Here is a 20,880-nt window from a genome sequence, read left to right as displayed (position 1 = left end):
AATGAAGCGAAGTATGCCGTTTAAAAATAGTGGAAGATCGGCGGTTCATGCATCAAGAAGTTTTGATGGGAGATGTTCCACGCATACGCGCCCGCTAAGGTAAACACAACGTAATCACCAATATCGACGTGGGCGACGTGTTGATTGCGTGCCAGCACATCTTTGGGCGTACAAAGCTGGCCGACAAAGGTCGCTTGTGCATGCTGAATTGGGTGAGAAATCTCATGGTGTTGCTCGCTTTTCAGGATGACGAATGGATGATCATGGCTCTGCGCTGCTGGCGTGCGGAAATGGTGGGTTCCTCCGCGCGCGATGACAAAGTTTTCGCCAAGATTTTGCTTAATATCCAGCACTTCCATTACGTAATAACCGCATGCCGCCGTGATGAAACGTCCGCATTCAAAACGCAGTGTCCAATCTTGCACTTGCTCTTTAGCGATGAGGAATTCCAACTTGTCGCAAAACTCCATCCACGGAAAGTGTTGCTCAGGGTTTTGGTAGTTGATGCCCATGCCGCCGCCCAAGTTGATCATCAGCTCACCGAGTTCGAACTCCTGCTGCCACGCCTTCACGACTTGGAAATAGCGCTGCATCAACGCTAAGTGACGTTCAACATCGAGCTGATGCGACATCAAGTGAAAATGGAAGCCTTTGAGTGACACTTGCGGGAAATCGCGCAGCAACATCAAAGCATTACTCAGTTCGGACTCGTCCAAACCAAAAGGAGTTGGCTTGCCGCCCATCGCCAACTTGCTGAGCGTGATGTCGCCAATATCGATGTTCATACGCAAAAAGATCGAAGTAGGGCGGTTGAGGCGCTCGGTTAGTGCTCCAATGCGCTTTAGCTCGGTGAGGCTTTCGACATGAATTGCATCAACATCCAGCTCAATCGCTTGTTGCAATTCACTTGGCATTTTTCCTGGGCCACCGAAGATCAATGGCTTATCGAGTTGTTGTTGGTGGAGGTGTGTCAACTCCCCGCCAGATGCCGCTTCAAAACCATCGACATACGGCGCGAGCGTTTTGAGAATCGGGCCCGATGGATTGGCTTTGGCTGCGTAAAATAGCTCGACATTTTTCGGCAAAACGTGACGCAGTTGTTTGATGTGTTCTTCTAAGGCGTTTAGGTCATACACGTAAGCGCACAAGGGTTGATTTTGCTGCTGTGCGAGCGTGTGAACTTGTTGGCTAACGCGTGTCGGTAGAGAGAGGGAATTAGACATTTTGCGCTCCTTTTTCGTGTTGCTGCCAAGGCGCGGCGACTTGGGTATAGCCCGACTCCTTATCGGCTTTTTGCATCAAACGAGTGGTGAAATTATTTTTGCTTGGGAAGTGACCGCCATTCAGCAACGCTTCTAGTTCCGGCTGTTTTCCATTCACTGACTGCCAACGCACAATGGCACTTTGCACCGCATTCCACAGCGTTTGCTCTAGTGGCTCATCACCTTCTGCTATGAAGAAAATCGCTTCGCTGATGTTGTTGATAAAGGTGCAGTATCCGATGCGATTCCAGCCTTGTTCGCGACTGTAGTAAACCGATTGTCGCGCGCGTTCAGACAAGTCAGTTAATGTTTCTTCTGGCCAAAACTCCGGCAGTAACTTGGTGCCTTCCAAATCACGAATCCAGACACAACACGGCATCTCTTGCTCAAAGCCAATCAAGGTGTTTTGCAAATGCGGCTCAAACGCCACTCCGTGTTTGAAGTAGTAATTAAACACGCCCGGAATTAGGCAATGCAAATAGCGTTCAAACCACAGTGTCGCGATATCGGAATAGCGAATTTGCGTAGTACGCGCTTTGTTTTTAAGGCGTTGAGCAATACAACTGTCGCCGTTTTTGTCGTAAGCAAACAGAGCGCCAGCGAGGGTTGGTTTTAAGATGTCGACTTCGCTCAGCGAGAAATTTTCGCGATACAAAATCCCAAACGATTCGCGCGCTTTGGTGTTGTCATCCCAATTACGCTCAGCGACACTTTCTAGATTTAATGTGGTGGCGTAAGGCTCTGTCATCACTTTAAATACAGGGTTGTGCAGCTGTTCGTTTTCTCGAATCGGTTTGAGAATCGACGTGAGCTGCACGGCGCTGTCGAGTTCGTACCACGCGTTTTTGCGCACGCAATTGGTTAATCGTACGTTGATGGAGAATTTCGCAAACCAATCCATATCTGGGTGGTAGAGGGTACGAACTGAAGAGGTCGGCTGCATCTTTTCACCACTTAAACCCAGTGGCGTGATCTTGCCTTGTTCAATGGCACGCTTCACGCTTGGGTTGCTCAAAATGGTGTAGCTTTCCCAAGGATGACAAGGGTAGAGGGTCTTCCCATTGCTGGTGGCGTGTTGTGGCGCGAGCTGTTGTAGCATGTGCTGAGCAGGGTTAGCTTCTCCGTCGGAACTCAGCACATCAAGTAAGGACGTATCCACTTCAAACCAGTACAGCGGGACTTGCGCGCCGACTTCTGGAGAAAACGCCAAGAGATCATCCATGGTGACGCCCGAACGACTTTTTGGGGTCGGATGGAAAGTATGCCCCCAAATCAGAGACTGTTCCGAAGCGATAAACTCGTTGTGATGCGATTTGGGCGCGACGTTGAGAAACTGCTCGGTAACCAGCACGCTATTTTCCAGTTGTTCGATCAGCTCATGGTTAAATGGGATCGCCAATACCTGCTTGAGATAGTTAAGCAAAAGCGTAAGAGTTTGCGTGGCATCCAATTTCGCCCAACCAGATCCCGGCATTTTCGCCCATGGCAGTTCTGCCAATTTGATTTTGCCCAGTTTGCTCGCGTAGTGAATCGGCAAAACCAGCACGCCATTTTGTTGAGAAAGATAAACGGCTACCCGCTGCTTGGCGGAATAGTTGCGTTTTAACGTTTGGGGTAGCGATGTCGATTGGTAGTGCCATTCCACTTGTTGATTCGGTAGCGCAAATTCACGTAAGTAACAATTAAGAACACCCATAATCGTGTTGAGTTGGGCCTTCTCCCGATTGAGCTGCACATCATGCGCGCGCAACTCGCTAGTCTGAGAGGATTGAGTTTGTAACATGTTGATTTCCAAATTTTGAATGGAGAACCAGCGCGATCAAGGTGATTACGCTGACTATCGCAGAAAGTAGGAAAGGAACCTCAAGTAGCCCCAAGCTAGAAATGAAAGAAGCGCAAAATCCCGCTGCCACGCCACCCCATTTGGACATGGCATCAAAGCGAGAAAATACTTTGCCACTGAGTTTGCGATCCAGATGGCTCGCAAGATGCTGATGCAATCCGTGATAGCAACACACCATCGCGATGCCGAAGACAATTCTCGCAGCAATGAGTGCGGTTTCGGACGCAATCAAATGCAAGGCAGAGCTCACGGCAAGCAATGCAAACCCGAGCCACAACGTGCGCAGCGGTTGATGGCGATTCAGCCCATCTGACAACACGTGGATTTTGCCTGCCAGCAACAGATAGATGCCATGCGGCAGTGCGTACAAAAAACCGATCCATGCGTGGTGAGTGATGCCATATTGCTGCACAAACGGCGAGAAATAAGGAAAGGTCACCACCATGGAAAACGCAAACCCGAACTGAGCAAAGAAGATCCAACGAATGGCATGCATTGCGTTTTTCTGTGCAACCGGTTTTTCTTGCTGAGATTCTGAGTTTGGCTTTTCGAGGTTTCGTTCGGCAGGTTTATCCGCAGGCAGTGTTAGCGTGATGCCCATAGCAATTAAAGGCAAAACGCATAACCAAAGATACGCGTTGAGCGGGTTGGTCTCTGACAAGCTCCAGCCGAGCCCAATGGGCGCAACGATCAGCGCCAAGCGAGCAGATAGTTGGGTTTTATTGAGTGACTTGCCGAGTGTTTTGGCTTCTTTAATTTGACTAGATAAGTAGCTGTTCGAGGCGGCCATGGTGCCGCCAAAGGTTCCTTGAACAATAAGACCAAACACAAACATGGCGAGGTTGTCTGCCAAGCCGCACAGCGCAAACCCTGCTGCAAGGCCAAGTTGTGCACGCAAGAGTGAGCGGCGGCGACCGTAGCGATCGGCAAAGTTGCCCCAAAATCGCGCCGCCAACGCAGTACAAAACGTAGGTAGGATAAACAATACCCCTGCCCAGTCCGCATCAATGCTTGCGCCTAACGTTGGCAACACGACGGGTAGAAATAGCGGCATACCTAACGCGGCAAACGCAGCGATAAAGTGGCACAACAACACACTGTAGATGAGTTTGGTCATAATCGTTAACGTACGCTTTTTTTGATGGCTTCTATGTAGGCGCGTTGCGCTTCTTCGCTAGAAAGCAGTAAGAAATTCGGGGCCGACAAACCATAGAACTTATTGATGTCGCTCGCGCCGGAGGCTTCTTTCGAGAGCAAACTGCCAGAGCTCAACAAGTACTTGGCGTACAAATCAGGCGCCTCTTGCAGTAACTCGCGTGCCAGTTTCGTCTCTAACCCTTCGCCTTCTAATCGGTTGAGTTGTTCTGAAATGCTTTTGGCCACGATGGCGTAAAGCGATGCTGAAGAGGCAATGCCCTTCGCTGCCATGGCTTCTACAATCGCTGCGATATCCAGTTGTAATGTGATGGTGGTAAACATCTGACCGAGCGCCAATTCATTGTCGACTTTGATGCGTTGATCGAGCAGTTCATCGCAATCCACTGGAAGTAGTTTTGCGCCGTGTTTTTGGGCAGCATGCTCTGTTGCAAAGTGGAAGCGCTCTGGCCAAATTCGCGCTGCGTCGTTGTCTTTCATCGCGAGCGTCATTTTGCCCTGTTGATCAAATGCAATGATGGCGTTTTGCTGGTTGGACTCCAATGCAATGCCATAACGAAGCCACAAGGTAAGGTGTACTTGGCATAATAGGTCGACGTAATCTTTGAACCACGCCAGCGTATCTTGTTGATAGTACTGCTCTGCCAAGTGTTCTAAGAACAAGCGGTCGTCAGGCATTGGGCTTGCCAGTGCGGCAACCGGAACTAGCGCTTTGTCTTCGCAATGAATAAGTGGGTACTCACGTACGATGTACGCGAAGGTTTTATCCTCGCCGACGTGTCCACCGTGTTTTTCGTTGCAATGGAACAAGCGACTGTTTAAGTCTGCGTCCGTTTGTTCAAGGTGGCTGAGTAGGCGTTCAAACCAGTGGCCGTCATACAGTGTTGAAGGCTTGATTAAGCGAATGTTTTTCGTGCCTAGCGATCGCATGATCAGCGGAACTTTGATGTGAATGTGCGGTGCGTCGTTGACGACCACCGTACGAACGGAAAGCGTCGGCGTCACGTCTAGATACGTTAAAGGCGCTTCTATCATACCTTCGGGTAAGGCTTCTAAAGATCGCAGGGTGAGCGGATGCGCAGGGAACAGTACGTGGCTCAGTGCAAAATCAGCAGGAAGCCCAACTTGCTCCATGGTTGGCCAGCAATCAGGTTGTTCGCTGGTTAATGTCACCAGTGATTTTTCAATCGCAATCCAATGCAGAGCAAAGCTTGGTGCAAACTCGGGCGCGTACTTAGCAAGGTCTTCATCGCTCAGACCAAACTTCGCCCGCGCAGTTGGATAGTACGGATGGTCAAGGTAAGAAGCGATCTGGTCGGCTAGCAGCAGTTTTTGATGCCAAGAACCAAGCTCGGATATTGGTTGAGAAATGTGGTCTGCGTGATGATGAAACGCTTGGTCACACAGCGCTTTGTGTTGCTCTGCACATTCTAGTTCTTGAAGGTATCCCGCCAACAATTCGTGAGAGCTGTCATGCGCCAGTGTCGTTAGTAGTGCAATCCACTCTTTGTAATGTTGTTGATGTTCGACTTGGCCATTTTTCTCCACCCACCAACCTTGTGGTGTTTCGTCATTGGCGTGACCGTAGCGCCAGTGCTGCATGTAATACGTTGGCGCAACGGGTAAATACAACGTGAAATCAGAGTTGGCAAATATCAGCCAGACTTGCTCGCCTTGAGGAACAATTCCCTCTTTTGGCGCTTCGCTACTGAACTTGGCTTTTGACAAAATGCCAAACATGTCTTCGCGTAAGCAAGTGTCGATCAATCGTTGCGTTAGATACAAAGCGTTGTCGTTCATGCTGCCACCTCACGAGTCGGAGCTAGATCGAAATTGCTAAGCGCGTTCTGCAGCGCTTGGTCGAGGTTTCGCCCTGATGGTGAGACAATCGAAATTCGGGCGAGATAATCCTTATTGGAATAACTCTGTTGGAAGTGTTCTCCAGCGGTTTTTAGTACCTGTTGCTGGGTGATGATATCGTCATCGTGTTGGATGAACGACGTCGAACCTCCGTCAATCACACCACTGTGCTCCGCAACCACATAGTGCACGTGCGCTGACCCATGAATTTGGTAATCGCCGGCCAATCTTCGGCCCAAATGCAGACCCAAAATTGTGCTAAACCAACCGAAGTGAGCGAGATTGTTGAGCAAGAATTCGCGGCCATCTCCAATACTGCGGTAGTTAATTTCCACCAGAACCGGGCCATTTTCCGTAATGATAAATTCGCTGTGGCAAACTCCAAAACCAACGCCGAACGCTTTAAGTTGAGCCAAGCAAGCTTCTCGGTGAGCAATGCCGTTTGGTCCGTTCCAGTCTGCGGCGGTTTCGATAAAGTAAGGTGGCTCAGAGAGCGACACATCAAAACCGCCCACGGCGATAAGTTGGTTACCGTCTCCTAAAGTTTCGAGCGTAACCAACGGTCCTTGAAGAAACTGCTCCACCAGAATGGCGGCGTTTGGGTGCTTTTGCCAAAACGCCTCGCAGTAAGCATCGAGCTCGCTTTGGGAGTCACAGCGCTGTACATCTAAACTTGCCACGCCTTCTTTGGGTTTTGCTACGACAGGGAAGGCCATGCCTAATGCCACATTCGAATGGCGATGCAGCAAACAGCTTTGTGTGTTGGGTAAGGATTTTTCATTTAACACTTGTCGAGTTAAGTGTTTGTTTTTGGCCTTTAACGTGACAGACCAATCTTTGGATGGGAGGCCAAAAAATTGCGCGCAGATGGCGGTGGAAGTTTGTAAGTGATCACTATTGCTGAAAATAGCGTCTGGCTTTAATTCATGCTCCGTGATGGTTTCGATGAGTTCTAATGGGTTGAAGACATCACATTCTAGAATGGTATCCGGATTAAAGTGACTATCATGACTCGCCAACTCTAAATGGCTGAGCTTATGGTCGGTGATAAGAACGACGTGAAGGTCCATCGCTTTAGCTGCAGGCACAAAGCCGTGAGTGACTGCATCGTTAACGACATGACTTACGATAATCATCGTAGATTTCATGAGCTTTCCTAATTTTCTAACATTTTCTTCTAACGTTGATAAAGTCGCTCACGGTCGTCTTCCAATGTGCCTCTCTCGAGACGGAGGGCAGAAGTTTTAGTATTTATTGTTATGATATTTGGTTTTTTTTGTTGTTAGTTGTGTTTTTAGGGTAAATAAATATAGAGCATAAAATTAATATTGCAAATAGAAATAATATTTGTTCTTATTTCCATCCGTTGGCTTTATAACAACTAAACGGAATTATGGAATGAATAAATTATTGACCCTGACCCCCTTGGCGGTCGCGATTGGTTCTTCATTAGTAGCACCAAGCGCAGTGGCTTCAGAAGAGACGAACTCAACCCCATCAGCAACTGAAACGATTCAAGTCTTCGGTCATCAGTACGAAGGTTATGCTGAACACATGCCTCAATCAGGCACCAAAACCGATGTGGAATGGCTTGATGTGCCACAAGCGGTATCCGTAGTAACGAAAACAGAAATGCAAGACCGAGGCGCGGTGCGTTTAGTGGATGCGCTAGATGGGGTAGCCGGGGTCAATAACACCTTGGGCGAAGGCAGCCGCGATCAGTTCATGATCCGTGGTTTTGATTCACTCAACGATATGTACCGTGATGGCTTGCGAGATGACGGTACGTTGCAGTCTTACCGCAGCTTAGCGAACGTTGAACGCGTTGAAATTGTGAAAGGCCCTGCGGGTGCTTTGTATGGCCGTGGTTCGGCTGGGGGCATCATCAACTTGGTGACGAAACGCGCTAACGGTGAGAATTTTACTCACGTAAACGGTAGTGTAGGCAGCAACAACCAATATGTTGGTCAGGTCGACAGCTCAATGGCGTTTACCGATAAGGTCAACGGACGTATTAACTTGGAATATCGTCAAGCCGACTCGTACGTTGATCATGTTGATTCAAACGATTTCTTCATTGCACCGACCATTCGTGTGTTACCAGCGGAAGGTCACACCATTGATATTGACGTGGAATACGCCCATCAAGAACTAGTGCCATATCGTGGTGTGCCATCAAAAAATGGCAAGCCAGTTGATTTGCCAGTAAGCACTTACTTTGGCGGCACAAACGACTATCAGGAGTCAGACAGTCTCCGTATTGCGGTGGATTACGAATGGCGTCTGAATGATCAATGGGTATGGAACAACCGAGCGGCATTCAACCATATCGAACTTGAGCAAAAAGGCACGCGTCAGGGCAAAGTGACGGGTAATGAAGTGTCTCAAACCGTCAACAACTTTGGTTACGATCCACGTACTACGACCACTTTACAATCTGAGTTGGTTTGGGAAACCAGGGACAATCAATTGATGGTGGGTGCAGATTTCAACCAGATCGATATCGACCTAACGTTGGCAAGTGACAAAACGCTTCCTGCGCAAAACATCTACGACCCAGTCGTTGGTCCAACGTCTGATCCGGGCTTTAAGCCATTTCGTGACAATACCACCACCACGACAGGTTTGTATGTGCAAGACGTCTATACGTGGGGCGATCTTTCTTTGATCGGTAACGTGCGTTACGACTCGATGGAACTCGAACAACGAAAAGCGGGCTCAGATAAGGAAAAATTGGATGATGACAAAGTCAGCTACCGTGCTGGTTTGGTATACCGCATCAACTCCGACACATCCGTATACGCCAGTTTAGCGCGCTCTTGGCAGTTACCGTACGCTGGTATCTACATCAATCCAAAATTGGCGGAATTCTTCCACACCGACTTAAAAGAGGTGGGTGCGAAAGCGTACCTTTTGGATAACGCATTAATGTTGAATGCGGCACTGTTCCAGATTGATCAAGAGCAACCACAAACTAACGTGGACGGCGATGTGATCGATAAAATTGAAGTGCGTCACCAAGGCATTGAATTAGAGGCTCGCGGCCAAATCACCAAACAGTGGGACATCTCTGTTGGTTACAGCTACTTAGATGCGGAAGACAAAGCCACAGGCAAAAAGCCTAACGATGTATCAGACCACTTGTTCTCTCTTTGGAGCACTTACCAATTGGATGACAACTGGCGTTTAGGCGGTGGTGTGAAGTACGTGGGCGACCGTTACGCAGGTAACGACGAAGCCGTCGCACTTGGCGATTACACAACGGTGGATTTGATGGCGGCGTACACCACTGGTCGTCACAAAATCCAAGCGAACGCTTACAACATTTTGGATGAGAAATACATTCTTGGCGCAACAAACGGCACGTCTGGCTTAAACCAGATTGGCTACGGCGCACCAGCCGAGTTCATGCTCAGCTACGGATATCAGTTCTAGGCTTTTTGTGCGTAGTTAGCGCCTGTTAGCCGATTTTTTCCTCATATTGAGGATGTTTAGCCCCGAGAGCCTACGGGATGTATTCTGCCCGAGGCTCAATTTCTCGCAAAGGAGATCTTAATGTCTTACCAGAATTTGGATGGTAAAGTGCGTGTACGTGCTGGTTTGTCTACCACTTACAGTGTGCTTGCGATTGCAATCGCTTCTGCCACATCCATGAGCGCGGTTGCCGCTCCTGCTAAAAAAGAACAAACTACCGCGATGGAAACCGTCGTTGTCACTGGTAGCGTGATTGGTAAATCTGAAATTGAAGACGTCAAAGAGTACCCAGGTGCTCGTACCGTCATTACCCGCGATCAAATCGAGAAAACCGCCGCAGGCTCGATTGATAACGCGCTACAGCGCGTGCCGGGTATTAAAGTTCAGGATGAAAGCGGAACGGGCGTATTGCCTAACATTTCCGTACGTGGTTTGAAAGCAAGCCGTAGTGGTCATGCTCAGTTCTTGATGGATGGTGTACCGCTAACACTTGCGCCATATGGTCACACTGGTCAGTCTATCTTCCCAGCAACACTGTCGATGCTTGATCGTATTGACATTGTACGCGGTGGTGCTGCAGTACAGTACGGCCCAAACAACGTCGGTGGTGTGATCAACTTAGTGACCAAACCGATTCCACACACGTGGCAAACTGAAATCAGTAACCGCCTTACCGTGTTTGATGGCGGTGATGCGCCGCTGAATGATTTTTACCTACGCACGGGCGGCTGGTTAAGCGACACATTTGCACTACAGTTGGAAGGTAACTTCCTAAAAGGTGAAAGCTTCCGTGAACATTCCGATACGGACGTGAAGAACTTTCAAGCTAAAGCACAGTGGCTATTGAGTGACACTCAAGAGATTCAAGCATTCCTGCAACGTTACGATGCTGAAACGCAAATGCCGGGCGCACTTTCGCCACAAGACTACGAACAAGATCGTCACCAATCGAAACGTCCTTACGATGATTATGAAGGTAAGTCGACACGCTGGAGTGTTAAGTACATCCACGATTTGCCATTTGCCGACAGTGCCGAGCTAGAAGTGCTAACGTTTGGCCATAAGTCAGAGCGTCTTTTCAAGTGGGGCTTTAACAGCGCGGGTGGCCATTGGGCGGATCCGGCTCTGCCAGCGACGGACGTTCGTACCTCTCCACGTGAATTTACCGTGTATGGTATAGAGCCAAAAATGGCGATGTACTTTGGCGAAGGTAAATCCGTTACTCAAAACTGGATCGTGGGTACCCGTTATGTTAATGAAGACATTGACTACAAACTCACTCAGACTCCAATCGCCGGTGGTGCAACCAGCGTTCCGCGTGATTGGCATCTAGATACGGACGCGTTTGCTGGATACGTTAGCAACGAAATTGGTTTGTTCAATGATACATTGAAGGTAACGCCTGGGTTGCGTGTTGAGTCGGTTCGAATGACGTTTACCGATCGTGGTAAAAAACAAACGGCAGACAACACCGTGACGGAATGGTTGCCAGGTTTGACGGTGGCATACAACTTAACTGACCAGTGGGTGACGTATGCGAACGCGCAAAAATCACTTCGTGCGCCACAAATTGCCTACATCCGAGGTTTGGGTGAAGAAGGTAGCGAACTGGCTTGGAACTACGAAGTCGGCGCGCGTTACACCCAAGATGCGACCAGCTTTAACGCTGCACTTTATCGCATCGACTTTGAAGATCAATTGCAATGGCAAAGCTCAACGCAGACCTTCGATAACATCGGAAAAACACTTCACCAAGGCATAGAGCTTTCTGCTCGTTACGTGCCTGAAGCACTACCTGCACTGAGTTTAGGCGCAAGCTACAACTATCTAGACGCTACGCTTGAAGAAGAAGGCGCGAATAAAGGTAATCAACTGCCTTACACCTCTAAGCATCAGCTTGGTTGGGATGCAACCTACGCATTTTACGGCATGGACACCACGCTATCGGGCTTCTACTTTAGTGATTCGTATACCGATAACGCCAACACCAGTGCCGAAGATGCAACTGGCGCAACGGGTAAAGTACCATCTTACATGGTGTGGAACTTCAACTTGGGGACGGATTTATACAAAGACGACAAAGGCAAGTTACGCATGAATGTTGCGGTGAACAACTTGTTTGACGAGGAGTATTACTTCCGCGGGATTGATACAAGCCCAGTTGGTCGGTACCCAGCTCCGGGACGCTCTTACACACTGGATCTGAACTATCAGTTTTAAGCGTTTCGTTCACCGAGTTTGAAAAGAAAAGTCGCCAATTTACCTTGGCGACTTTGCCGATCTTAGATACTGGAAAACTCTTAGCACTGGAAAAAAGCAAGATGAAAAATAAAAAACAATTTACGATCAAACACTTTTCAACCGTTTTGCTGATGCTACTGAGCTCAGCTTTGATGTCATTTAGCGCATTTTCTCAGGCGCGCAGCGTGCAAGATGAGCAAGGCACTTTTGAGCTAGAAGCGATACCTCAACGTATTGTGGTTTTAGAATTTTCGTTTGTCGATGCATTAGCGGCAGTCGATGTCTCACCGGTAGGCGTCGCCGATGACAACGATGCCACACGAGTCATTCCTGCTGTTCGTGCCAAGGTTGAGCCTTGGCAATCGGTCGGCATGCGCTCGCAACCGAGTTTAGAGGCGATTGCGGTGCTCAAGCCGGATTTGATCATTGCTGATGCAGAACGTCATCGCGCGATTTATCAAGATTTGCAGCGAATTGCGCCAACTTTGCTGTTAAAAAGCCGTGGTGAGACATATCAAGAAAATCTCGAATCCGCACACAAAATCGGCGTGGCAATTGGCAAACAAGCGAAAATGACACAACGAATTGAGCAGCACAAACAGACCATGGCGGAGTTCAAACAGCATTTTGCAACACAAGAAACCATTCAGTTTGGTGTGGTTTCTGACAAAGGGATGTGGCTGCATAGCCCGGTTTCTTACGCTGGTGGCGTTTTGAGTACGCTAGGCATCCAAAGCCCGCTGGCTCCATCTGAGCAAAAAGCGTATATCCCAACCAGTTTCGAACTTTTACTAAAAACCAACCCTGATTGGTTGTTAGTTGGACTTTACTCTCAACCAAATATTGTGGATGAGTGGCGCAAAAATCCATTGTTTAAGTTGCTAACTGCTGCAAAAAAACAGCAACTTGTTGAGGTTTCTCCTGAACTGTGGTCGTTAAATCGCGGCATGTTGGCTGCGGAAGAAATTGCCCGCAATCTTGAAGCGTTATTGGAGCGCTCATGAGTGCGGCGATAAGCTCGGAAAGCGCGTCTTCGGTTAGCAAATCGCATTGGAAAGCGAGCTTGTTTGTCTGTGCTATGGCGTTGTGTACGCTCTCAGGCTATGCAGCCTCAATGATTGGCTGGTCCAACTTTTCTTTGAGCGTTAATGATCTGACAAGCTATTGGTTTGCGTTTGATGAGGGCAATATGCTGCATCAAATCCTCGAGACGCTGCGTGCGCCTCGTACCTATGCTGGGTTACTAATTGGCGCTTCGCTTGCGGTATCTGGAGTGCTGATGCAAGGATTGACTCGTAACCCTTTGGCGTCGCCATCCATTCTCGGCATTAATGCTGGTGCGGCTTGTTTTATGGCCTTGGCGTCCATCGGCGTACCATTCTTTAGTCAATTGAACCCAATCATCAACGCAGTACTCGGCGCGCTACTAAGTGGTGGTGCGGTCATGTTGTTGGGTGGTTTTTTCTCCGCGCGTTCTCACCCATTGCGTTTAGTGCTAGCGGGCATTGCCATCAGTGCACTGCTGATAGGGTTAACTCGTGCGTCGGTAATTTTGGCGGATGACATGGCTTACAGCGTGTTGCATTGGTTAACGGGTTCACTCTCTGCCGTAGATTCTGAGCAGTGGCAGCAACTGTGGCCTTTTGTGACCTTAGGTTTGGTGCTCGCCATGGGCTTAGCGCGAAACTTAAATTTACTCGCGTTGGGGGACGAAGTTGCTGTTGGGCTAGGTGGTAACATTCGTCTTACGCGATTAATCAGTGGTTTAGCGGTTGTGCTGTTGGCGGGTACTAGCGTGGCGATTGCTGGGCCAATTGGCTTTGTCGGGTTGTTAGTGCCGCACTTGGTACGCCCGATTGTTGGTCACAACTATCACATTCTCATTCCGGTTTCCGCTTTGTGTGGCGCGGCATTGGTGACGTGGTCAGATGCTTTATCACGATCGATTGCCTTTCCGGCTGAAACGCCAGTGGGCGTGATTACCGCGCTGTTGGGCACACCTTGCTTTATCGCGATTGCAATGAGAAAATCATCATGATGAATCAAACCAAACTGTTTGCATTAGTTGGATTGTTGCTGATTGCGTCTTCTCTCACGCTGTTTGTTGGCGAGGCGAACATGTCGGCTCAACAGGTTTTTGCATTACTGTTTTCTTTCTCTGACTCGGACTTTGTGATTCACCAATATCGATTACCGAGAATGTTGCTCGCCATTGGCGTGGGCGCTGGGTTGGGGCTGTCAGGCGTTTTAGTTCAAGGCGTCATCCGTAACCCACTTGCCTCACCAGATTTAATGGGGATAAGCGCCGGAGCAGGACTGGCGGCTACCGCTTGTTTGGTGCTGTATCCGAATGCGCCAGTGGCAATGTTGCCGATGGTCGCTATGGCGGGAGGCTTGCTTGCTGCTGGCTTTATTGCTGTGCTGGCTTACTGGTCGAAACCAACACCAGCACGTTTGGCGCTGATTGGTGTTGCTGTCAGCGCATTTTTAGCCAGCGGTATCGATTTTCTTCTGATTGTGCACCCTATCGAAATCAACACGGCGATGGTATGGCTAACCGGCAGTTTGTGGGGACGAAATTGGCAACAAGTGCCGTTTATTTGGAGTGCTCTATTGCTGCTACTGCCATTGGCGTTTTGGCTGGCTTGGCGGCTAGATGTTATGGGACTGGGAGAAGAAAGCGCTACTACGCTTGGCACGAAACCAAGACAGATCCAAATTCTTGCGCTGATTGCTGCCGTGCTATTGGCGAGCATCAGTGTGTCTGTGGCAGGCACGATCAGCTTTGTTGGCCTGCTTGCGCCGCATCTTGCGCGTTTGCTGTTTGGCCACAACCACAAGTTGTTGATTCCAGCCGCTGCAACCCTTGGCGCTTTGTTGGTGATTTGCGCCGATGGTTTAGCGAGAGGCTTACAGCCGCCAATTGAGCTACCAGCGGGAGTGCTAACATCTGTTATTGGCGCACCATATTTCATTTTTCTTTTGTATCGTTACAGAGGTTGGTAAGCATGTTACGAACGCAGAACTTATCCGTCGCGTACGGCAAACAGACCATCATTCCAGATCTCTCTTTGTCGATTCCTCAAGGTAAAATTACCGCACTAGTTGGTCCAAATGGTTGCGGTAAATCGACACTATTAAAAACCTTGGTACGCATCAATAAACCTGCTTCTGGCCAAGTGTTGTATGACGACAAACCACTAAGCAGCTACGGTGATAAACGCTTGGCGCGTTCGTTGTCTTTGCTGCCGCAGATTCTTGTCAGTCCTGAAGGTATTACCGTCAGAAAACTGGTCGAATATGGCCGCTCGCCTTATCTCTCTCATTGGGGCAGGTTAAGTCAACAAGACAAAGCCTTGGTCGAGCAAGCAATGCAAGATACTGGCGTGATTGAGTTTGCTGACAAGCCAGTTGAATCGTTGTCTGGTGGCCAAAGACAAAGGGCGTGGATTGCGATGGTAATGGCGCAAGATACCGACGTAGTGATGCTTGATGAGCCAACCACTTACTTGGATCTCTCTCACCAAGTTGAGCTGATGAAACTCATGAGGCAGATGAACGACAAAGGCAAAACAGTGGTGGTAGTGCTGCACGATCTAAACCAAGCGTGCCGTTACTGCGATCATTTGGTGGTGTTGGAAAAAGGTCAGTTAGTCACGCAGGGAACACCGCAAGAGGTACTGACAGAAGGTATGTTGGCATCGGTGTTTGATTTACAAGCGAGAGTATTTAACGACCCAATCTCAGGCACGCCGATGTGTGTGGCGGTGTAGGTTTACGTCTTTCGAAAGCTATCTGCAATAAAAACGTCGATCCATAAAAACAAACCCCTCTAGTAACAAAGTCGCTAGCGGGGTTTGTTGTTTTTAAGAGCGTCCTTAATGTGGCGTTTAAGCCAGTTTAAACGTTGCCACTTTCGAGTTGAGATCCTCAGCTTGCGATTTCAGCTCAGCAGATTGATTCATCGATTCTTCGGCACCAACTACCAAGTGATCGGTCACATCTTTAATGGACGTGACGTTTTGCGTGATTTCATTGGTTACGTGCGTTTGCTCTTCGGCGGCTGTCGCAATTTGCGTTGCCATATCGCTGATCAGCGCAACGGCCGCGTTGATTTCATCCAGAGCCAGTGCTGCGCGATCAGCATCTTCCACCGAACCTTGCGCGAGCTGAGAGCTTGTATCCATGATAGTCACAGCGCGTTGTGTGGTTTGCTGCAAGGTCTCGATCGTCGAGCGAATTTCTTCGGTTGAGGTGTGTGTGCGTTGTGATAGCACGCGAACCTCGTCTGCAACAACGGCAAAACCGCGACCTTGTTCACCTGCACGCGCCGCTTCAATCGCCGCATTCAGAGCCAGTAAGTTGGTTTGCTCTGCGATGTCTCGAATCGTTGATAGCACGGTTGAGATGTCTTGCGCGTGCTGGTTGAGCTCACCGATGACAACGCTCGCTTGGTTGACTTCAGAAGACAAATTATTGATGGACGATTTGGAGTTGATCACCAACTCATGACCATTTTGTGTGCTTGCTGAAGAGTCTTGAGCGGCTTTAGCCGTCTGCTCTGCATGTGCGGCAATCTCTTGCGTTGCCGATGCCATTTCGGTCACAGCGGTCGCCACCATAGTGATTTCTTGTTGCTGATGGTTCAGATCAGAAACCGACTGATTCGCGCGAGTCGTGCTCAGTTCTGATTGCTGGCTTAGTTCTTCCGCTTGGTGACGAATATGACCAATAAGCTGCTGTAAACTTTCAACAAACTGGTTGAAGTTTTCAGCCAGTTCACCAACTTCGTCACGGTTTTCTACTTTGATGCGTTGAGTCAGATCGCCGCTACCGTTGGCGATTTGCGCAAGCGCATTCGAAACATTGTAGAGCGGACGGAACAAGATGTTACATAGCAGGTTAAACAAAGCCACACAGATAACGACGACGATAGTGGTTGCGATGATTTGATCCCAAACTGCATCGTAAAGTGGGGCAACCAACGAGTTTTGATCTAACACTGTGACCGTTGTGAGTTTGGTACCCTCTATGTGGCGCGCGTAAATCACATATTCGATGCCGTTAATAGAGACGCGACGTTCTGTACCTGAACGTGCGGCTGACGTAATGTCGTTGTTGTTGAGGCCTAGCTTGCTAACCGGTTGATTCAGCAGTTTACCGTTGTTATGAGTGAAAATATTGCCCTGTTCATTGGCAATAAACATATAACCTTCACCCGGTAGGATCACTTGGTTGAGGCTGTTCAGGATATCACCGATCTCTACGTCAGCACCCAGAACGACGGTTTGACCATGCAATTGCAGGGCTTTACCGAGCGACACCACATTCGCACCAGTTGCAGCAGCAACGGTCGGATTATCCATAAAGACTTTCGATGGATTGGCAATGGCGTTGGTGTACCAGCCCCACTTGCGAGGATCGTTATTACCTGGTGGCAAAACCACCCCATTAGCGTTGTCTTGTGACCCGTCCGGGTAAGCGAGGAAAACGTTATCGAACGCGCCAGAGTCTCGGACTTGTTTCAAATGTGTAACCAGAGAACGTTTCTCTGAATCAGAAGAGAGTGAAGTCAGTGCGCGCTCTTTAGAGAGTAGCCAGTCCTTTACGTATTGATTGTAAGATGCGCTAGTGCTTTCTAGTCGCTGTGCGACTTCGACATCGAGCCTATTTAATGAATCTCGAAAAGACAGCCCCTCTACCAGCACTCCCCCTAGAATGATGGCGGCACTGGCAGAGATTGCCAGTTTGTTTTTTAATGATAGATTTTTGAACATAAAGCGAATAATAGATCTTTGAATAATAGTTGTTGTGTTTTTATTCTCATCAGTGCTCTCTGCGCTGTTGAATATGCAGCAGAAAGTCAGATTCGAATCTGTTCAATAATTATATTTTATTGCTCAAAATAAATACTGACTCCATGTCGCGAATTTGAGTTTTACACCAAATAAGCAAAAGGATTTGGAACGATATTATTTATGTATTTGTAAAGTAAGGATTTGTCGATTTTTGTAAATGAGAATTGATTTCAATAAATGGTGATCTTTATCACATTTGCGTGTCTGATAATCCATTAAAAATGTGAAGGTTATAGCACCGGATATATATTGATTAGCTTAATCATTGTTATGGGCAATCGTTATGCGCAGTATATTGTTAGTCCCCGCGTTATTAGTGTCAGGGTGTGCTCTGATACAACAGTCGACGCCGATTCAACCTGACGCCAACTGGCACGTGGACCAGTTATCGAACGGTATGAAATACCATCTCTATCCAACAGAAGACCAAGAAGTCTCGGTCCGTTTGGTGATGAATATCGGCTCATTCCAAGAAACATCTTCTCAAAAGGGTTACGCTCACTTTGTTGAGCATATGGCGTTTAATGGTAGTGAGCATTTTACCGGTAACGACGTTGTCAAACTTTTTGAGCAATCTGGTGGTAGCTTTGGCGCTGATATCAACGCTTTTACCAGTTATCAGCAAACGTCTTACCAACTTGACCTTGCGAATAATACGAAGCTAGAAGATGCCCTGAAGTGGATGAGAGATATCGGTAACGGACTTGAGTTTGCTCCTGAGCAAGTAGAGAAAGAAAAAGGGGTGATTCTTGGGGAATGGCGACGTGCTAATCCAGATGATAAGTCCTTTTCTATGCATGCTTACCAAGCCTCGATTGAAGGCACTATGTATGGTGAACATGACCCAATTGGTACTCGCGAAGCGATTCAAAACGCTTCCTCGAGTAAGTTAAAGGCGTTTTACGACAAGTGGTACCAGCCACAAAATGCCGAGTTGATTGTGACTGGTAATATCGACGTAGATTCACTGTCCAAGATTATCAAAAGCAAGTTCTCGAACTGGGAAAGTACCTCGGATACGGTAATAGAGAAGCGCCGTGATATTCGAGTGAACAACGAAAACAGAATCTTGCCAAGTAACACGATGGAATCACCAAGTCTTCATTTAGTGATTGAGCGTGGTCTAAGTGGCAGCGCGACGATTGAGCAACAACATGAAGTGTGGCGTGATGAAGTCGCAACACAACTCATTCAACAGCGTTTGATCCGTGTACTCAGTGATGCCGCTGAACCTTTTCAATACGCTTATGCAGAGCCCTATTACTCTAACTATCAGCGTATGATGTCGGCAGGGATTTCGTTTGCACCAGATCGCCGCGAACAAATGCACCAGACTTTCATTCGTACCTTGGCGTCGTTAAGAGATTATGGTGCGACTCAATCCGAGTTAGATAGCGTTATGTCAAATTGGCAAGGTGAACTTGCAAATATTGATTCAGATTGGAGTCAGCGTAAGCCAAACAGTTACGCAGAAGCACGTGTTTTTCAAATTGGACAAGACAGTGTCAGCCAATCAAAAGAGAATTATGCCCAGAGTTTGGCAGAATTCATCAACAACGAGAATTTAGAGAGCATTAACACACAATTGACGGCTTTGTTATCTCAGCAGCCAAGCTTTTTTATTGGTTTGGGGAAAAGCGAAACGTCAGAACAGTTCAATGGTGTATTTGCCGCTCTAAACAGTGCCTATCTTCAAACTGGCGAAAAACCGTTAGAGATGTATGACAAAGTGGATGGATTCTTAAAGCCTACCCAGGAAGGCAGCATCACGAGCATGCGTCAGGAAGCGGGTGGTTTTCAAGTCTATACGCTATCAAACGGTATCGAAGTGTGGTTCCAAAAAGATACTAAAGCGGGTGGTCGAGCGTATATTTACTATGCGAGCCAAGGTGGTAAAGCCGCTGTTGATCCGACGTTGTATGCCGCTTATGAAATCGCAGCAACAACGGCAATACGCAGTGGGTTAGGGACATTTTCTGGTTCAGAGCTAGATAGCTACTTACGCAAAAACAACATTGCGCTTGGCGCGATGCTTGATGCGACCAGTCACGGAGCTCAAATTACGGCGCCAAATACGCACCTAACTGATGCTTTGAATGGACTATACAACCTAGCGACGGAGATTAAAGTCGACGAGCGCCAGATGGAAGCAGCGAAGCAAGAGTTTAAACAGCAGAGCGGCGCTTTTTTTGAATCACCGATGGGAAAACTGATTCAAAAAGCAAACGGCAATTCTTATTTGCCGGGTAGTCGTCATCGTATAGTGTCCAGTGATGATGTTGAACAAGTGACTTCCGAGCAGATACTAGCGGTGCATGAGCAACTTTTCAAAACCAATGATGGTTTTAAGATGGTTATTGTTGCAAACGTAGAGCCGGAAGAAATTACACCACTTTTGCGTAAGTATGTGGCCTCTATCGAAATGAAACCGAGTCGTTCGATTGATTATCACGTTGCGTTTAACCCGGAAGTGCCGGAGCGAACTGTGGTTGCGGATGGGCATGAACCTTCATCGTTGTATGTAATGCGTTTGACTAATACGAGCGATTACCAACGTACGGCAAGAGACACGGTTATCGAAGATATTTTGCAACGTATTAGTAATGCACGTGTTTTGGATATTGTGCGAGAAGAGTCTAGCCTTGATTACAGCCCGAGCATTTACACCATGACACAAGATCGCGAACCCATCTCTGATTGGCTCTTGGAGTCTCAAGTTGAGCCCGAAGACGTGGCACTTTTAGAGAGTAAACTGGGCAAAGTGTTTGATGGTTTAGCGTCAAATATTACCCAAAAAGAAGTGGATACGGCCGCGAAACAACTGGCAGTCGCGATGCAAGGATTGGATGACAACCCAGCACAGAGATCATGGGCATATACTCGTTATTTGGTGCATGATTACGGCGTCGATGTGTTGCTTGACGTTGAGAAAGTGGCTAAGAGTGTGACGTTAGATGAAGTGAAAGCGCATGCAAAATCAGCTTTTGGTCCACAAGCAAAACGCTCGGTAATGGTTTTAAATCCGGCCGAATAATCACGTAGTTTCTGACGAAAATCGTGGCAATAGTAATAAAAAAGACGGCGTGAAAGCCGTCTTTTTTAAGCACTTTATGTGCCGTCCTAAATAAGGTTGACACTTTCTACCCCCAAAATTGGAGAGTGTTATGAAATCAACAACTAAAAGAAC

13 protein-coding genes are annotated in these 20,880 nt (G+C 48.0%); 7 read left to right on the top strand and 6 right to left on the bottom strand.

Features of this window, described 5'->3' with window-relative positions:
- Positions 1 to 20: 20 nt before the first annotated feature.
- The 5 genes from R7127_RS08505 to R7127_RS08485 are packed head-to-tail and all read right to left on the bottom strand — an operon-like array spanning position 21 to position 7,268.
- Positions 21 to 1,223, bottom strand: a complete 1,203-nt coding sequence (locus tag R7127_RS08505; protein ID WP_029842115.1) for a type III PLP-dependent enzyme — start codon at positions 1,221 to 1,223, stop codon at positions 21 to 23.
- Positions 1,216 to 3,045, bottom strand: a complete 1,830-nt coding sequence (locus R7127_RS08500) for an IucA/IucC family protein (protein ID WP_206971283.1) — start codon at positions 3,043 to 3,045, stop codon at positions 1,216 to 1,218. Before R7127_RS08500 ends, R7127_RS08505 begins: the two co-directional genes overlap by 8 nt.
- Positions 3,017 to 4,222, bottom strand: coding sequence for an MFS transporter (locus R7127_RS08495; RefSeq protein ID WP_064354993.1), 1,206 nt, complete (start codon positions 4,220 to 4,222; stop codon positions 3,017 to 3,019). Before R7127_RS08495 ends, R7127_RS08500 begins: the two co-directional genes overlap by 29 nt.
- A 5-nt stretch (positions 4,223 to 4,227) precedes the next feature.
- On the bottom strand, positions 4,228 to 6,060 hold the full coding sequence (locus R7127_RS08490) for an IucA/IucC family protein (protein WP_206971282.1): 1,833 nt from the start codon (positions 6,058 to 6,060) through the stop codon (positions 4,228 to 4,230).
- The gene (locus R7127_RS08485; protein WP_206971281.1) at positions 6,057 to 7,268 is read right to left on the bottom strand and encodes an acetyl-CoA carboxylase biotin carboxylase subunit family protein; all 1,212 of its coding nucleotides are present in this window, start codon (positions 7,266 to 7,268) and stop codon (positions 6,057 to 6,059) included. Before R7127_RS08485 ends, R7127_RS08490 begins: the two co-directional genes overlap by 4 nt.
- A gap of 250 nt (positions 7,269 to 7,518) precedes the next feature.
- On the opposite strand from R7127_RS08485, the gene R7127_RS08480 reads away from it, so the two are divergent.
- From R7127_RS08480 to fecE, 6 genes are all read left to right on the top strand, one after another.
- Complete coding sequence (locus R7127_RS08480) at positions 7,519 to 9,555, top strand: TonB-dependent siderophore receptor (RefSeq protein ID WP_318142062.1); 2,037 nt, start codon at positions 7,519 to 7,521, stop codon at positions 9,553 to 9,555.
- 120 nt (positions 9,556 to 9,675) lie between these two features.
- Entirely contained in the window at positions 9,676 to 11,814 is a 2,139-nt protein-coding gene (gene pvuA / locus R7127_RS08475) for a TonB-dependent siderophore vibrioferrin receptor PvuA (protein ID WP_053303931.1), read from the top strand.
- Between the two features lie 101 nt (positions 11,815 to 11,915).
- Positions 11,916 to 12,839 (top strand): Fe(3+) dicitrate ABC transporter substrate-binding protein FecB, encoded by a 924-nt coding sequence (locus tag R7127_RS08470; protein ID WP_033906853.1) that lies wholly within the window; start codon positions 11,916 to 11,918, stop codon positions 12,837 to 12,839.
- A gap of 74 nt (positions 12,840 to 12,913) precedes the next feature.
- Positions 12,914 to 13,873: a FecCD family ABC transporter permease gene (locus R7127_RS08465; protein ID WP_375792656.1), complete on the top strand. Its 960-nt coding sequence runs from the start codon at positions 12,914 to 12,916 to the stop codon at positions 13,871 to 13,873.
- On the top strand, positions 13,870 to 14,841 hold the full coding sequence (locus tag R7127_RS08460) for a FecCD family ABC transporter permease (protein ID WP_033906635.1): 972 nt from the start codon (positions 13,870 to 13,872) through the stop codon (positions 14,839 to 14,841). Before R7127_RS08465 ends, R7127_RS08460 begins: the two co-directional genes overlap by 4 nt.
- Before the next feature lie 2 nt (positions 14,842 to 14,843).
- The gene (gene fecE, locus R7127_RS08455) at positions 14,844 to 15,608 is read left to right on the top strand and encodes a Fe(3+) dicitrate ABC transporter ATP-binding protein FecE (protein WP_005374717.1); all 765 of its coding nucleotides are present in this window, start codon (positions 14,844 to 14,846) and stop codon (positions 15,606 to 15,608) included.
- Positions 15,609 to 15,725: 117 nt separating this feature from the next.
- Here the strand turns inward: fecE and R7127_RS08450 are convergent, their stop codons facing one another.
- Complete coding sequence (locus R7127_RS08450; protein ID WP_005383451.1) at positions 15,726 to 17,612, bottom strand: methyl-accepting chemotaxis protein; 1,887 nt, start codon at positions 17,610 to 17,612, stop codon at positions 15,726 to 15,728.
- Positions 17,613 to 17,976: 364 nt separating this feature from the next.
- Between R7127_RS08450 and R7127_RS08445 the strand changes: the two genes are divergently transcribed.
- Positions 17,977 to 20,727 (top strand): M16 family metallopeptidase, encoded by a 2,751-nt coding sequence (locus R7127_RS08445; protein WP_033906636.1) that lies wholly within the window; start codon positions 17,977 to 17,979, stop codon positions 20,725 to 20,727.
- Positions 20,728 to 20,880 lie beyond the last annotated feature (153 nt).

Source organism: Vibrio sp. 1159 (assembly GCF_033340395.1).
GTDB lineage: Bacteria > Pseudomonadota > Gammaproteobacteria > Enterobacterales > Vibrionaceae > Vibrio > Vibrio alginolyticus.
The sequence above is the reverse complement of the archived record's forward strand: the minus strand, read 5'-3'. Positions and strand labels throughout refer to the sequence as shown.

Bases quoted from the DNA above. Each gene is read 5' to 3' on its own strand.
- R7127_RS08505 (WP_029842115.1), bottom strand. From the start codon at position 1,223: ATGTCTAATTCCCTCTCTCTACCGACACGCGTTAGCCAACAAGTTCAC.
- R7127_RS08500 (WP_206971283.1), bottom strand. From the start codon at position 3,045: ATGTTACAAACTCAATCCTCTCAGACTAGCGAGTTGCGCGCGCATGAT.
- R7127_RS08495 (WP_064354993.1), bottom strand. From the start codon at position 4,222: ATGACCAAACTCATCTACAGTGTGTTGTTGTGCCACTTTATCGCTGCG.
- R7127_RS08490 (WP_206971282.1), bottom strand. From the start codon at position 6,060: ATGAACGACAACGCTTTGTATCTAACGCAACGATTGATCGACACTTGC.
- R7127_RS08485 (WP_206971281.1), bottom strand. From the start codon at position 7,268: ATGAAATCTACGATGATTATCGTAAGTCATGTCGTTAACGATGCAGTC.
- R7127_RS08480 (WP_318142062.1), top strand. From the start codon at position 7,519: ATGAATAAATTATTGACCCTGACCCCCTTGGCGGTCGCGATTGGTTCT.
- pvuA (WP_053303931.1), top strand. From the start codon at position 9,676: ATGTCTTACCAGAATTTGGATGGTAAAGTGCGTGTACGTGCTGGTTTG.
- R7127_RS08470 (WP_033906853.1), top strand. From the start codon at position 11,916: ATGAAAAATAAAAAACAATTTACGATCAAACACTTTTCAACCGTTTTG.
- R7127_RS08465 (WP_375792656.1), top strand. From the start codon at position 12,914: ATGGCGTTGTGTACGCTCTCAGGCTATGCAGCCTCAATGATTGGCTGG.
- R7127_RS08460 (WP_033906635.1), top strand. From the start codon at position 13,870: ATGATGAATCAAACCAAACTGTTTGCATTAGTTGGATTGTTGCTGATT.
- fecE (WP_005374717.1), top strand. From the start codon at position 14,844: ATGTTACGAACGCAGAACTTATCCGTCGCGTACGGCAAACAGACCATC.
- R7127_RS08450 (WP_005383451.1), bottom strand. From the start codon at position 17,612: ATGTTCAAAAATCTATCATTAAAAAACAAACTGGCAATCTCTGCCAGT.
- R7127_RS08445 (WP_033906636.1), top strand. From the start codon at position 17,977: ATGCGCAGTATATTGTTAGTCCCCGCGTTATTAGTGTCAGGGTGTGCT.